This is a genomic window from Shinella sp., from assembly GCF_052438155.1.
Taxonomy (GTDB): Bacteria; Pseudomonadota; Alphaproteobacteria; order Rhizobiales; family Rhizobiaceae; genus Shinella.
The window spans coordinates 416,008-429,743 of record NZ_JBQVPI010000002.1; the positions used below are offsets into that span (position 1 = coordinate 416,008).

At 58.4% G+C, this 13,736-nt stretch carries 15 protein-coding genes; 8 read left to right on the forward strand and 7 right to left on the reverse strand.

All coding sequences use genetic code 11. From position 1 onward, the window contains the following. The first annotated feature begins 164 nt into the window (after nucleotides 1-164). Genes ACT6VE_RS06690 through ACT6VE_RS06710 form a run of 5 tightly spaced genes read left to right on the forward strand, consistent with a single transcriptional unit; the run spans nucleotide 165 to nucleotide 5,378 of the window. On the forward strand, nucleotides 165-1,814 hold the full coding sequence (locus tag ACT6VE_RS06690) for an ABC transporter substrate-binding protein (RefSeq protein ID WP_444797820.1): 1,650 nt from the start codon (nucleotides 165-167) through the stop codon (nucleotides 1,812-1,814). A gap of 12 nt (nucleotides 1,815-1,826) precedes the next feature. Next, the gene (locus tag ACT6VE_RS06695; protein ID WP_444797902.1) at nucleotides 1,827-2,888 is read left to right on the forward strand and encodes an ABC transporter permease; all 1,062 of its coding nucleotides are present in this window, start codon (nucleotides 1,827-1,829) and stop codon (nucleotides 2,886-2,888) included. Continuing rightward, the gene (gene nikC, locus ACT6VE_RS06700; RefSeq protein WP_444797821.1) at nucleotides 2,885-3,802 is read left to right on the forward strand and encodes a nickel transporter permease; all 918 of its coding nucleotides are present in this window, start codon (nucleotides 2,885-2,887) and stop codon (nucleotides 3,800-3,802) included. Before ACT6VE_RS06695 ends, nikC begins: the two co-directional genes overlap by 4 nt. Next, nucleotides 3,799-4,632, forward strand: a complete 834-nt coding sequence (locus ACT6VE_RS06705) for an ABC transporter ATP-binding protein (protein WP_444797822.1) — start codon at nucleotides 3,799-3,801, stop codon at nucleotides 4,630-4,632. The genes nikC and ACT6VE_RS06705 overlap by 4 nt, the downstream gene beginning before the upstream one ends. Continuing rightward, on the forward strand, nucleotides 4,629-5,378 hold the full coding sequence (locus ACT6VE_RS06710; protein ID WP_444797823.1) for an ABC transporter ATP-binding protein: 750 nt from the start codon (nucleotides 4,629-4,631) through the stop codon (nucleotides 5,376-5,378). Before ACT6VE_RS06705 ends, ACT6VE_RS06710 begins: the two co-directional genes overlap by 4 nt. A 115-nt stretch (nucleotides 5,379-5,493) precedes the next feature. Here the strand turns inward: ACT6VE_RS06710 and ACT6VE_RS06715 are convergent, their stop codons facing one another. Continuing rightward, nucleotides 5,494-6,120: a DinB/UmuC family translesion DNA polymerase gene (locus tag ACT6VE_RS06715; RefSeq protein ID WP_444797903.1), complete on the reverse strand. Its 627-nt coding sequence runs from the start codon at nucleotides 6,118-6,120 to the stop codon at nucleotides 5,494-5,496. Here ACT6VE_RS06715 and ACT6VE_RS06720 point away from each other — a divergent pair. Continuing rightward, the gene (locus ACT6VE_RS06720; RefSeq protein ID WP_444797824.1) at nucleotides 6,016-6,840 is read left to right on the forward strand and encodes an RHS repeat-associated core domain-containing protein; all 825 of its coding nucleotides are present in this window, start codon (nucleotides 6,016-6,018) and stop codon (nucleotides 6,838-6,840) included. The genes ACT6VE_RS06715 and ACT6VE_RS06720 overlap by 105 nt on opposite strands. 36 nt (nucleotides 6,841-6,876) lie before the next feature. Further along, nucleotides 6,877-7,377, forward strand: a complete 501-nt coding sequence (locus ACT6VE_RS06725; RefSeq protein WP_444797825.1) for a hypothetical protein — start codon at nucleotides 6,877-6,879, stop codon at nucleotides 7,375-7,377. Between the two features lie 550 nt (nucleotides 7,378-7,927). Here the strand turns inward: ACT6VE_RS06725 and ACT6VE_RS06730 are convergent. From ACT6VE_RS06730 to ACT6VE_RS06745, 4 genes are all read right to left on the reverse strand, one after another. Next, nucleotides 7,928-8,104: a hypothetical protein gene (locus ACT6VE_RS06730; RefSeq protein ID WP_444797826.1), complete on the reverse strand. Its 177-nt coding sequence runs from the start codon at nucleotides 8,102-8,104 to the stop codon at nucleotides 7,928-7,930. Nucleotides 8,105-8,113: 9 nt separating this feature from the next. Next, the gene (locus tag ACT6VE_RS06735) at nucleotides 8,114-9,172 is read right to left on the reverse strand and encodes a tyrosine-type recombinase/integrase (RefSeq protein ID WP_444797827.1); all 1,059 of its coding nucleotides are present in this window, start codon (nucleotides 9,170-9,172) and stop codon (nucleotides 8,114-8,116) included. Beyond that, entirely contained in the window at nucleotides 9,172-10,287 is a 1,116-nt protein-coding gene (locus tag ACT6VE_RS06740; protein WP_444797904.1) for a tyrosine-type recombinase/integrase, read from the reverse strand. Before ACT6VE_RS06740 ends, ACT6VE_RS06735 begins: the two co-directional genes overlap by 1 nt. 256 nt (nucleotides 10,288-10,543) lie before the next feature. Next, nucleotides 10,544-11,038 (reverse strand): YciE/YciF ferroxidase family protein, encoded by a 495-nt coding sequence (locus tag ACT6VE_RS06745; protein WP_444797828.1) that lies wholly within the window; start codon nucleotides 11,036-11,038, stop codon nucleotides 10,544-10,546. Between the two features lie 580 nt (nucleotides 11,039-11,618). On the opposite strand from ACT6VE_RS06745, the gene ACT6VE_RS06750 reads away from it, so the two are divergent. Beyond that, nucleotides 11,619-11,900 (forward strand): HNH endonuclease, encoded by a 282-nt coding sequence (locus ACT6VE_RS06750; protein WP_444797829.1) that lies wholly within the window; start codon nucleotides 11,619-11,621, stop codon nucleotides 11,898-11,900. A 178-nt stretch (nucleotides 11,901-12,078) separates the two neighbouring features. On the opposite strand, the gene ACT6VE_RS06755 is transcribed toward ACT6VE_RS06750, so the two are convergent. Together ACT6VE_RS06755 and ACT6VE_RS06760 are read right to left on the reverse strand one after the other, a co-directional pair. Next, on the reverse strand, nucleotides 12,079-13,254 hold the full coding sequence (locus ACT6VE_RS06755) for a hypothetical protein (RefSeq protein ID WP_444797830.1): 1,176 nt from the start codon (nucleotides 13,252-13,254) through the stop codon (nucleotides 12,079-12,081). Between the two features lie 234 nt (nucleotides 13,255-13,488). Then, entirely contained in the window at nucleotides 13,489-13,704 is a 216-nt protein-coding gene (locus tag ACT6VE_RS06760) for a helix-turn-helix transcriptional regulator (RefSeq protein ID WP_444797831.1), read from the reverse strand. Between the last annotated feature and the right edge of the window lie 32 nt (nucleotides 13,705-13,736).

Consider the following 13,736-nt stretch of genomic DNA (forward strand, 5'->3'; position numbering starts at 1 on the left):
GGTCACGGCGGCAAGGACCCGCCGCCCACAGAAAGGCAGCCTTTTGCCTGACAATCAATCGCGATCTAGGGGATTGTCATTCCGGACAATAGTATGATTTACTTATTAAAATGACGTCCGGCCATCGGATGCCGAAGAACAACCATGTGACATGGGGTACGGGAATGAACAGGGAAAAGCTTACGAACCACATTCGCCCGCTGCTTGCCGGTGCAGCTTTCTCGCTGCTGTTCGTTTCGGGCAGTATGGCTCCGGCCTTTGCGGAAACGCCGGCCGATACTCTAGTGCAGGCCTGGGCAATCGACGATACGATCACGCTCGACCCAGCCGAATCCTTCGAGCTGTCGCCGGCCGAGTTCATCGGCAATGCCTATGACATGCTGGTTCGCCTCGACATCGCCGACACGACTAAAGTCAAGGGCGGCGTCGCCGACAGCTGGACCGTGTCTGACGACGGCCTCACCTATACGTTCAAGCTGAAACCGGGCATCAAGTTCGCTTCCGGCAATCCGGTAACCGCCGAGGATGTCGCCTGGTCCTTCGAGCGCGTCGTCAAGCTCGACAAGAGCCCCGCCTTCATCCTCACCCAGTTCGGCCTGACTGGCGACAATGTCGCTGAAAAGGCCAAGGCCGTTGACGAAAGCACTTTCGTCTTCACCGTCGACAAGGCCTATGCGCCGAGCTTCGTGCTGAACTGCCTCACCGCCACCGTCGGCGCCGTGCTCGACAAGAAGCTGGTGATGGAGCACGCCGAAGCCAAGACGCCGAGCGACGAGTACAAATACGACACCGATTTCGGCTATGGCTGGCTGAAGACCAACTATGCCGGCTCCGGCCCGTTCAAGATCCGCGACTGGCGTGCCAACGAAATCCTCGTTCTGGAACGCAACGACAACTACTATGGCGAAAAGCCCGCGCTGACCCGCGTCATCTACCGCCACGTCAAGGAAAGCGCGACGCAGCGCCTGATGCTGGAAGCCGGCGACGTCGACGTCGCCCGCAACCTGGAGCCGGGCGATCTCGACGCCGTTTCGAAGAATGCGGATTTGACGACGACAAGCGCGCCGAAGGGCACAGTCTATTACATCAGCCTCAACCAGAAGAACGAGAATCTTTCTAAGCCCGAGGTGCGCGAGGCCTTCAAATATCTCGTCGACTACGACGCGATAGGTGCGACCCTGATCAAGGGCATCGGTGAAATTCGCCAGACCTATCAGGCCAAGGGCGTGCTCGGCGCGCTGGAGGCAAGCCCCTACAAGTTCGACGTGGCGAAGGCCAAGGAATTGCTTGAGAAAGCAGGTCTGAAGGACGGTTTCTCCGTGACCTTCGATGTGCGCAACACGCAGCCGGTAACGGGCATCGCCGAATCGTTCCAGCAAACTGCCGGCCAGGCCGGAGTGAAGATCGAGATCATTCCCGGCGACGGCAAGCAGACGCTGACCAAGTACCGCGCCCGCAACCACGATCTCTATATTGGCCAGTGGGGCATGGACTACTGGGATCCGAACTCGAACGGCGAGGCCTTCACCTCCAATCCCGACAATGGCGACGATGCCTCCGTCAAGACGCTCGCCTGGCGCAATGCCTGGGATATTCCGGAACTGACTGCCGAGTCCAAGGCCGCCCTTCTGGAGCGTGACAACGCCAAGCGTGCGGCGATGTATGAAAAGCTGCAGCAGCAGGCACTGGAAACGAGCCCCTTCGTCATGATCTTCCAGCAGATCGAGGTCGCGGGCGTTCGTGGCAACGTCAAGGGCTACACGCTCGGCCCGAGCTTCGATTCCAACCCGCTCGCACCCGTGTCCAAGGAATAGTCTTCCTTGAGCATGATGGAAACGCGCAAGCAGGCAGGGCGCGCCAGACGGCGCGCCTATGGGCGGTTGAAATCGGCGGTGGGCTTCCTCGTCGTCGTCACCACCACCTATCTCGGCCTGCTCGCCGTCACCTTCTTCATCGGCCGCGTCGTGCCGATCGATCCGGTTTTGGCGATCGTCGGCGACCGGGCGCCTGCCCATGTGGTGGAGCGCGTGCGGCAGGAAATGGGGTTGAACCTGCCCTATTACCACCAGTTCTGGCTCTATATGAAAGGCGTGCTCAGCGGTGATTTCGGCACATCGGTGCTGACGACAAACCCTGTAATGACCGACATTCGCCGCGTCTTCCCCGCGACCATGGAGCTGGCCACCGTCGGGACGATCATCGGCGCGCTCCTCGGTATTCCGCTCGGCGTGCTCGCGGCCGTCAGGCGCGGCAGCGTTAGCGACCAGGTGGTGCGCATCGTCGGCCTCGTCGGCTATTCGGTGCCGATCTTCTGGCTCGGCCTGCTCGCCCTGCTCGTCTTTTATGCACGCCTCGGGTGGGTCTCTGGCCCTGGCCGCATCGATGTCGTATTCGAGTACACGTTCACGCCGGTTACTGGCTTCTTCCTGTTGGATGCAATCATCAATCGCGACTGGGCAGCATTCCGCGACATCGTCTCGCACATCATCCTGCCGGCCTCGCTGCTCGGCTATTTCTCCATGGCCTACATCAGCCGCATGACACGCTCCTTCATGCTGAACGAGCTTGGCCAGGAGTACATCGTCGCAGCGCGCGCCAAAGGCCTGTCAGAGGCCCGCATCATTTGGGGTCATGCATTGCGCAATGCCGCCGTGCCGCTCATCACGGTGATCGCGCTCTCTTATGCCGGTTTGCTCGAAGGCTCGGTGCTGACGGAGACCGTTTTCGCGTGGCCGGGGCTCGGCCTCTACATCACCAATTCCCTGCAAAACGCCGACATGAACGCGGTGCTCGGCGGCACCATCATCATCGGTTCCGTCTTCATCGCCATCAATCTTCTCTCCGACATGCTTTATCGCATGCTCGATCCCCGAACGAGGACACGATGAGCGAGGCCACCATGACCCGCCGCGAATGGCTCCTGACCGACCGGCCGCAATCGCGCCTTCAGGCCCGGCTCGGCCGTGCCTATGTCGCCTGGCGGCGGTTTACCGCCAACCGCCTCGCCGTCATCGGCCTTGTCATCATCCTCGGCCTCGTCTTCCTCGCAGCCTTCGCGCCGTTGCTGGCACCCCATTCGCCCTATATCGGCGATCTTGCCAAAGCGCGGCTGATGACGCCAGGGCCGGGGCATTGGCTTGGCACGGATGATCAGGGCCGCGATATCCTGTCACGCCTCATCTACGGTTCGCGCCTAACCTTGCAGGTCGTGCTGTTGGTTGCGGTCATTGCAGCACCCATTGGCCTTCTCGTCGGCACGGTCGCCGGTTATGCGGGTGGCTGGGTGGATGCGGTGCTGATGCGCGTCACCGACATCTTTCTCGCCTTTCCGAAACTCGTACTGGCGCTCGCCTTTGTCGCCGCACTCGGACCGGGCATCGGCAATGCCATCATCGCCATCGCCATCACCTCCTGGCCGCCCTATGCGCGCATCGCGCGCGCCGAGACGCTGACGGTACGCAATTCCGACTATATTCTGGCGGTGCAACTGATGGGCGCTTCTCCCTGGCGCATCGTGCTGCGACATATCATGCCACTTTGCATCTCCTCGCTCATCGTACGCGTGACGCTCGACATGGCGGGCATCATCCTGACCGCCGCCGGCCTCGGCTTCCTCGGCCTCGGCGCGCAACCGCCGTTGCCCGAATGGGGCGCGATGATCGCGTCGGGCCGCCGCTTCATCCTCGATCAATGGTGGGTCGCCGCAGCACCGGGCTTCGCCATTCTCATCGTCAGTCTCGGCTTCAACCTGCTCGGCGACGGACTTCGCGATGCACTCGATCCGCGTGGGAGCGGCCAATGAGCGCGCTGCTCGATGTCGAGGACCTTCGCGTCTCTTTCCCGACACGCACCGGCGTCATCGAAGCCGTACGTGGCGTCTCCTTCACACTGGGCCGCGAGCGGCTTGGCATTGTCGGCGAGAGCGGCTCCGGCAAGTCCCAGACCGGCCGCGCCATCATGGGGCTGACCGCCGAACACGGCGTGATCGCGGCCAGCAAGCTTGATTTCAACGGCACTGATCTCCTCAAGGCCTCGAAGGCAGAGCGACGCGCGCTGCGGGGCAAACGCATCGCGATGATCCTGCAGGATCCGAAATATTCGCTGAACCCGGTTATGACCATCGGCCGGCAGATTGTCGAGACGCTGCGCACGCACGAGCCGGTTGGCAGAGCAGAGGCGAAGAGGCGCGCGCTCGACATGCTGGCTGCCGTGCAGATCCGCGATCCCGAACGCGTCTTCGGCCTCTATCCTCACGAGGTTTCCGGCGGTATGGGCCAGCGCGCGATGATCGCCATGATGTTGATTGCCGGCCCGGAACTTTTGATCGCCGACGAACCGACTTCGGCGCTCGACGTTACCGTGCAGCTCGACGTTCTCGGCATCCTCAATCGTCTTGTCGCCGAGCGCGGCATGGGGCTGATCTTCATCTCGCACGACCTGCGCCTCGTCTCCTCATTCTGCGACCGGGTCATCGTCATGTATGCCGGTCGCATCATGGAGGAACTGCCGGCGGCGCGGCTTGCTGACGCGCAGCACCCCTACACCCGTGGCCTGCTCAACTGCATGCCCGAGATCGGCGCTGAGCGGCACCCGCTACCGGTACTCGACCGAAAGCCGGAGTGGATGACATGACACCGGCTCTCGCCATAGAAGGCCTCGGCGTCGCCTTCGACGATTTCGTGGCGCTCGAGGATGTCAGCCTTTCGGTGGCGCCTGGTGAGTCCTTCGGTCTTGTCGGCGAATCCGGCTCCGGTAAGTCGACGCTTTTGCGTGCCGTGGCGGGCGTTGCTCCGGTTTCTGCAGGCGCGATTGCGGTCGACGGCACGATACTCGGCGAACGGCGCAACAAAGCCTTCTACCGCAAGGTCCAAATGGTTTTCCAAGACCCCTATGGGTCACTCCATCCGCGCCAGACGGTCGATCGACTGCTTCTTGAGCCCCTCGCCATCCATGGCTTGGACGATACCGAGGGCCGCATCGTGCACGCGCTCGACGAGGTCGGGCTCGGGCCAAGCTTCCGCTTCCGCTATTCGCACCAGCTGTCCGGTGGCCAACGCCAGCGCGTGGCGATTGCCCGCGCGCTGATCCTCGAGCCGTCCATCCTGTTGCTCGACGAGCCCACATCGGCGCTCGATGCATCCGTTCAGGCCGAGGTGCTGAACCTGCTCGAGCAGCTGCGTGCCGTGCGGCAACTCACCTTCGTGATGGTCAGTCATGATCTCGCCGTCGTAACTCATTTGTGCGACCGGCTGATGGTCATGCAGAACGGTCGCGCTGTGGAACAGCTGGCGTCCGCCGACCTCGCCGCCGGCAAGGTGACGCGGGATTATACACGCGGCTTGCTCGTCGCCAGCGAGGGTTTCCGCCGTAACCGGTGACAGTGCACATGGCTCCTCCGAATGGCGTGCGTTGTCACACGGTCCTCCCGCCGATGCAGTGGCAATGTAAGGCGGCGGGAGCGGATTTCGACCCACCGTCGTGTCCCGTGGCGATCTAGATTTGCAGTTCGAGCTGGTTTGCCTCGCTCACCTCGGCGTCGACAAAGGACGAAAGCGTGAGGCCCAGCAGACGAATGCCTTTCGCTGTTGGAAAGAGCGATTCGAGAAGGGATTGGCCCAAGGCTTTGAGATCATCGGCCGTGGCGATCGGACCGGTCATCGTCCGGCTGCGCGTGATGATCTGAAAGTCGGCGTATTTGACCTTCAGCGTCGCTGTCCGGCCATGGAGCCCCTTGCTTTCGCAACGGCGCCAGACCTCCGCGGCCAGTGGGGTCAGTTCGGCGCGGGCGGCCTCCAGGTCGACAATATCGACTGAAAACGTATCCTCAACGCCTACCGACTTGAGCGGCCGGTCCGGCTGCACGGAGCGGTGATCGATACCGCGGGAGATGTCATAGTACCAGGCACCCGCCTTGCCGAAATGCTCCTGCAGGAAGACGATCGATTTCGCCTTGAGGTCCGCCCCGGTCAGAATGCCAAGCCGCTCCATTTTTTCGGCGGTCGCTGGCCCGACGCCGTGGAATTTCTTGACGGCGAGCGCCTCGACGTCGAGACCGGCCTGCTCTACCTCAATGCCCGCTACATGGATCCGATCCTCGGCCGCTTCATCTCGCCCGATGATTGGGACCCGACAATAGAGGGCGTCGGGACAAACAGATATGCTTATGCCGATAACGATCCAATTAACAAATCCGATCCGAATGGGCACATTTTCGAGAATCTTGCTGATTTTTTCTCCTCTCAGGAGGATAGAGACGCGCGAAATGAGGCAGCAGCCAAGGACGCTCAAGACGCGCTTGACCACAACGCTGAAAGCTATCGGGACGGCAAGATCGGAGCCGCCCAGTTTGAGGTTAACAAGGCGGATTTCGAGAAAATGCAGGAGCGTTATAAATCTCGAGTTGGGCGGTCCGATGCAGAGATTTTGACGGAACTCGGGCTTGAAGGACTTGGCGTCCTTGGGGCAAAAGGGGGCGTTTCCGTCCCCAAGTCTGTCGATCGGGTTATGCCAGAGCTTGGGTCAAAACTTGATTTCCTTTTAGGAAAGGTGACTAAAGGCAAGCCCCACAATGTTGAAAGATCATACGAGTTAGGACAGAAAATGCAGCGTATTGGCCTCTCCGACTCCCCCACTACAAGGGCGACGGTTGCCAAGCATCTGGAATCTGTGCTGAACGATCCTTCAAGCATATCCGGGATTCAAGAGGGCGGACGTACTGTACGAGATTCTTTACTCTCTGGCCGGTATGGCAACGTTAAATTGCAAACTATTTGGGATGGACCAAGTCTAATTACGATCAAGATGTTCGGAGGTGGGACGCGGTACAGACATCAACAATAATTTCCATAGATGCTTTGTAAGGGGCTAGTGACAGCAATGAGATCGGATCTGATAATCCAAGGAAGGTATGATGCCCAATCGCAGCTCATATCAGAACTTAAGAAATTTGACAAATACGCAGTATTAGGAGAGGGTAGTGAGGCTCCTGGTGAGTATATTTTAATGGCCGGGTCCAACAGTAGATTTTCGGTTGGTATAATAGCTTCTGGAACTGGAATCACCCCTTCATCTGTCTATTTTGAGCGGGAAGATTTATATTTTGTAGGATTTGACGCGACCGTAATCATGGTCGATCCGAATACCGGAAACCAAAGAACAATATGTAAGTTTCTGGGAGTGTTCTATGCATTTTTTGATTTGAGCGAAAATGGCGTTATAGTCATAAACGAATTGGGAGCATCCAAGTTAACATCGAAGGGGGAAGTGGCGTGGCGCTTCGAGGCAGATGACATCGTCTCGAGTTGGGAGCTTGGGGAGGAACAAAAATTACGACTTACTCTTATTGATGGCAGAGAGACGGAAGTGTACGTGCCATGATTCTTGCGACGCTCCGCCCGAATTGAGGCATAGTTGCTTCACATGAACATGCCGCGCTGCAGGCTCGTTCTGTCCCGCGACACCCGACCGATGCTCAGGCCATCATTGAGGGCCGACCAGTCCTCTTCATCAAAATCCGGTACAGTCAGAACCCGGGGGTAAGTGCGTTGCCAAACCCTTTCAACAACCCGCACTATACTCTCTCGGCGCTCGGTCGCCACCCTCGCGTAAAGCCGGAGCTAATCGCGCGATCGGCCAGCTGAAGCTGCCATCGCAGATAAGCGCAGTCAGCCAGGAGTGTCGCGACTGCGGCTCGGGCGTTTCCGCCGTGCCAGGCGAGAGCTTCGTCTACCTCGTTGCGAGGCTCAGGTGATTCTGCGCGCACGTCTTCGTTCTCCTGTGTTGATGCCACAGCAGGCACTCGTTTGGTTTTGAGATGTTCTTAGTATGTTCTGGTTGGGAAAGGAGTCAAGGAGGCGGGGAAGATATTCCTATGGCTTGGCCACCCATGCTTTCTAGCATAGCGTCACTCTGCTCGGCGAGGATGGACTTACGGCAGGAAGTCCTCGTCGAAGTCTTCATGTGCGAAGTAATCGAGCGCAGGCTGTCCCTGGGGTGAATACAAGTCCTCCGACTTGCCGTCAGGGCCGCCCAGGAGTTGGCCGATCACGTGGTAGGCTTGTTGGATTTTCGCCTCGAGCTCGGCGATGCGTTCTGCGTCGGTCATGTTCTTTGCCTATGTCGGGCTCAAATACGCCCCGTCCCACCTCGCCATTGCCTGGCGCGCGAGCTCACGTTGTCCGCCGAGGTAATGCGTATGCAAAATAGCATCGATATCCTTCGGCGAATGGCCTGTTACCGCGGCAATCTCAGCAATAGAGCAGCCAGCCAGGGCCATGCGGGTTACGGCCGTCCCTCTGAGGTCGTGGAAGGTCAGTTCGTTGATGCCGGCAGCAAGGCGTGTCTTCCGCCAACTGGTAGAAAATCCGCCGGTCGTCCACGGCTTCCCACGAGTGTTACAAAGGATCGTTTGTGATCGCCGCGTAACCGCACCTAGCGCGCTTTGCACCTGGCTGGATGCCGGTATCACCACCCGCCGACCTGTCTTGCTCTGTCGAAGCCGAAAGGTTGCGCCGTCATAGGATTTCCATGGAAGCGCGAGAAGGTCACCCTGACGTTGCCCGGTCCAGAAAGCCAGCAGTAGCGCTAACTGAAGTTCCTGACAGGCAACAGCATTAAAGGCGGCAATGTCTGCATTCGTCCACGTCTTCTCGCGACGATCGACGCTGTAGAGGCGTCCACCGCGCTCGGCGATGTTAAATGACAGCAGTCCGCGGTCCTTGCCAAAGGACAGAACGCGGGCGAGGGTGGTCCAGGCATAATCAGCAGCACGTGGGTTGTCCGCTCTGCGGTCACGCCAGGCTTTGAAGTCGCCGCGGGTGGCCTTGGCTTCCAGATCACTGAAAGTGAGATTGCCGAAATCCTCCTTCAGCATGTCCAGATAGCGGTTGTACTCTCGCTTGGTTGAGGCGGATATCGTCTTGAAGTCAGAGGATCCACGGAACGCCGTAATAAGGCCCTGGAGCGTCTCGGGGTTCGGATTGCGTCGTCGGTCGTGCGCAGCGTCGAAAGCTCGCTGCAGGCGTGCGTCGTCCGGCTGGAGCGGCTTGCCGTTATCCGTCTTTAGAAGCGGGCCACCACGCCAAGCGTAGCAATAATAGATGGTCCTGCCGTCCGCGAGAGCCTTCTTGACCTTTAAGAGGCCTTTGAGTGGATGTCGTCGGCGTTCAATCATCAACACCTCCCCCATTTGACGTGTCGTCGAGACCACGAGAGCGGATCTCCCCACCAAGGCATGCGGCGCCACTCCTGGGGAACGGGCAGAGTATTGATCGCCTCGATCAGATGAGCCTGGGGCACGGCGGTATAGTGGCGTGACATGTCCGTGACAGCATGGCCGAGGATCTGATCTTTGATGTGTGGATGGATGCCGTTGATGACGAGCTGTGTGCTTACTGAGTGGCGTGCGGTGTAGGGAGATACGTCGTTGATATCGACGCCCTTGGCCGCCAGCCGCTTTCTTGCTCCAACAATCCCATTGCTGAGCTGTCCACCCGATTCCGCCATGATGGTGTACGCCTCGCCTCTGAAGGTTCGAAAGACGTGCGGGTTTCCGTCTTTGCGCTGGAGAAGGGCGGTGAACAGCGGCGCAATAAACTCATGCATCGGAATGCCGCGTGGTTCACCGGTCTTGCTGCTTTGAATGACGAGCCAACGGGCTTTCAGGTCAACGTCGCTTCGCTCGAGCGTAAACAACTCGATCGGCCGCATGCCTGTGTAGAAAAGGGCTGTCATCACCATTGCAGGCGCAGGGGACATCTCCGCGATGAAACGCGCGGCACGCTCGTAGTCGATCGGGTGACTCCCACTGCGTTTAATCAGTCGGCGCCTTGTCGTCCCCTTCGCCTTCCTTGGCCGTCGCCATTGCCGCAGATCTGCCCAGTCATTGCCGACGGCATGATTCCAGACCGCTATGAAGGGCGTATAGCATTGCCGGTTGCGGGTTTCGGGCGCCGCATCTGGAAATAGTTTAATGGCTGCTGCATCAAGGTCGTTTTGCCGAATGCTGCGAAGCGGGGTTGGGCCGAAACGCTGGCGAAGCGGCTTCAAAAACCGATGTGATCCGCCACTCAGCAGGTAGGACTCCGCCGCGCTGTCGAACGTGACGCTCAGCTTCTTACCGAAGATACTCTCGTCGAGAACTTCCTTCGCCCTGATAGTGAGGATGATCTCGGCGGCGTCTCGCTCGGCGGTCCCCGTGGTCTCGTAGACGGAAATGCCGCGTACAGTTCCGCGGATCCACCAGTTGGGAGAGTCTTTTCGTTGAACGAGCTTTAGCAAGGCGCTCACCAAGGCGCTGGAGGACAAATATCGCTATCGGCACGGATGCCGATCGCAGTGTTGGTCTCCTCTAACGTGGTGACCGGCTAGGGCCGGGTGCGGGTGGTGGCCGCGAGAGCAGGCTAAAGCGAATGGTTAGTGCGTGCAATACGCAAAATCTAGCTAAGTCTTTGACAGATTTGTAAAAATACACTATGAAATCGGGCCGTCCGGCGGCAGAAGACCGGCCAGATTGGCCGGCCTTCTATCAAACAATCTGACTGGGTCAGGCAGCTTTTTTCGCGGGCGACGTCTTGTTCACAGAGGTAACCGCCAAGTTCGTGAGTTTGTTGTTGGTGGCCTTTTCCTCGTCGAGAATTTCGCTGAGCAACTTGTGGGCTTCGTCGTGCCCCAAGTCCTTTGCCCACTCGCGTAGCGACCCGTAGCGCGAAATCTCATAGTGCTCTACCGCCTGGCAGGCAGCGAGCAGACCGGCGTCGAGCGCGGTTCCTGAAGCTTCCTTCATGAGGCCGTCGGCTTCCTTGAGCAGCCCTTCGATCGCGTCGCACTTCTCACCGGAAGCCTTCTTGCCGATCGACTTGAAGACCTGCTCGAGCTTCTTGATCTGGCCCTTTGTTTCCTCGAGGTGGTCTTCGGCAGCCTGCTTTAGCTTTGCGTCGGTGGCTGCTTTCGCGACCTTCGGGAGCGCCTTGGTGATGGCGTTCTCGGCAAAGTAAATGTCCTGGAGCGTGTGCTCGAAAATGTCAGCTAGCGTTTTCATTGGACTCTCCTCATTGCCTGACTGGCGGGAAAAGCAATGAAACGAGGCGGATTTTGTTCCGTCAGGCTTGCCGATCTCGAAGCCTGACGCCGGGGCCGTTGCCGTTCTGGTCGATGAACAGGATGCCGGCGGATTCGAGGGCGGCGCGGATGTCGTCCACTGTGCGCTCCTTAAGCGCTTCCCCGCCTTCAAGGCGAGATACTGTTGCGGGTGCGACTTTTGCCAACGCCGCCAACTCCCGCACCCCAAGGTTCAAGGCGACGCGCGCCATCTTGCACTGTATCGGCAACATTTTGGTACACCGTTATAAAAACATGTTGACGCCCTCATTTCTGCGGCGTATTGGTACGGTGTACTCAATTTAGAGCAAGCCTGCAACACGAGGAGACCCCCATGACCGCCACGTCACCCAGATTAAGACCTTTCCGCTTCGCCGAAGATCAGTCAGTCCTGCTTGGAGGTGATCTGCCCGCGGTTATCCGCGGAAGATTAAGAACCTTCGCAGGGCAAGCGCTTTATCAAATCGAACTGACCGGCGAGACCGCCGGTCGCCCCTTCCGCACTGTGATGGAGGATGGGCTTGTCGAAGTCACTCAGCGGCCGGCGCAAGCGCGCAATCATCGCGTTGCTCTTTCACCTTCAAGAAGGCCGATGCTGCTACTGCCGCAAGTTCCTGCGGCTGAGATACGCGCCGCATTATAGAAGTCGGCACGACTCGGCGACGCTCGAGCACCTGCGCCGCCGCGCTGACGGCGGCCGACACTACCTCGATAATCTGGCTCTGGCTTGTAAATCCTGCAACGACGGGCGCGGCGTGGTCGACTGGCTCACTTATGCCAGTTGGATCCGCAACGAATTTTGAGTTTGCCCGTGTGCGCCAGGCGGCGACGGGGCCCTTTACACCACAGGCCAGCGCTGGCCGCGTTTGTCTCGTAGACGAGGCCGTGTTCTTGAGAGTTGAGGTTTTGATTTTTGCGCCATCGAAATGAGCTTGGATGTACAGACAATTTGCTGCCAGAACTCCTAGGCACCCACTCCCTCTATTTCTTCGCGGGATCGACCCCAACAGATTTCAGATAGTTGAACACCGTTTCAATCCATTCGCCGCCAGGCACCTTGGCAACTATCGGCACCACTGATGCCCCGGTTGCCAGAAGTACAATCAAGATTCCTTTAGCAGCCGTCTTTCGCGCCTCTGATACAGTTTCTCGTCCGATTCCAACCGTTGACTTTAAGACCGCTGACCATAGATTCTCGATGGTTCTGGTTAGGGAAAAAATATCACGCTTGTCCGGAACTTCTGGTTCTTCAACCCAACCTGCTACCGTCGCGAGCGCGTCCGCCACCGCTGAGTCCGCTGTCTCGGAGAGCCTTATTTGCGCGATAATCGCCGCGGCGCCGCGAGTGAGATCATCAATGGACTGGCGATCGAGGGGCACCCTTGACGCATTTTCGCAATACTCTCGCCAGTCTCGGAATTGAGCCAGAGCGGAGAATACGGATTCGACATGCCCGACTAGGAGGCCGAACAAGTTCGGGGACAGTTCTTCAGCTTCCGCCTGTACCAGGCGACTACACATTTGCGCCCTAGCGCCCACTTGTACAATGTTCTTGTAGGACGCCATAGTGGATTGCAGGCGATCGAATGCTTCTTTAAGCCTCGGCGACGCATTGGTGACGCCCAGATCGTTCCTTACAATTTCTCCTTGCTCCACCGCGGCTTCGAAAGCGGCAAGTGCAATAGCTTGTTCGTTTTCTTCTAGCCGCAACGGCTGGTCGATGACCGTAAGCTCATTTTCAATAAATTCAAATTTGAATGCTGCCGTTTTCTGCCCAGGAACTCGCTCGATCAATTCGTCGGGCTCAAGTTGGATCAGACCAATTCTCAAACCCCCGGTGAATTGCTGCAGCGTTGTATCGTCATATATTGTCCGAAGCGCTTTCCATATCGGGGCCGCAGGCCTTGTGGTCCTCATGCCTTCGATGAGATCTTCGCGCAAAATGCCTACAACGCGCTCGAGCGATTCAACATCATGCAGCTGCAGGACGTCTATTTTGCTCTGATATCGACGTAAGCGCATGCGAAGGTCTACCAAGCGGGAGACCACCGAGTCTTTTAAACCCACTTCGTCGTTGACGGGGGAAAGCGACTTTTCGAGGTGGCTTACACGCGTCTCTGCTTCGACCAGCAACTTGAGCAACTTCTGTGGCTTCATTGTCCTCGCCCGCGACTTTGCTCTGTCAGTCTAGCATTTCTCGCCAGCCTCGTGAGGAAACTCCGCATTTCTCGTGTTTATCCACAGGCCGCAATTTCGGGTGGTGTATAGCTGTCAGGACTAAAATCGCTTGTCGCGCATCTCGACCATCACCATCTCAAAAGGCACTACAGCGGTCCGGACGCCATCGACGACGAGTATGGCCATCAAGCCTGGCAACCTGGAAAGGCCGCTCTAATTGACGGGCGCTCTTTCAATGACGGCGGTGCCGTTGTCATTGACCGCCACGCATTTCGACGCAATCCACGCATCGAGATCGTCGCTACGATAGATGACCGTAGCGCCTAGTTTGACGTACATCGGCCCGCCGCCGTAGCACCGCGCTTTGTCCAGGAACGACTTGGAAAGTCCGACGTATTCTGCTGCCTGCTTTACTCGAAGATTTGCCATCAATATCCCTCCATGCTCATTGTTGCATGGGG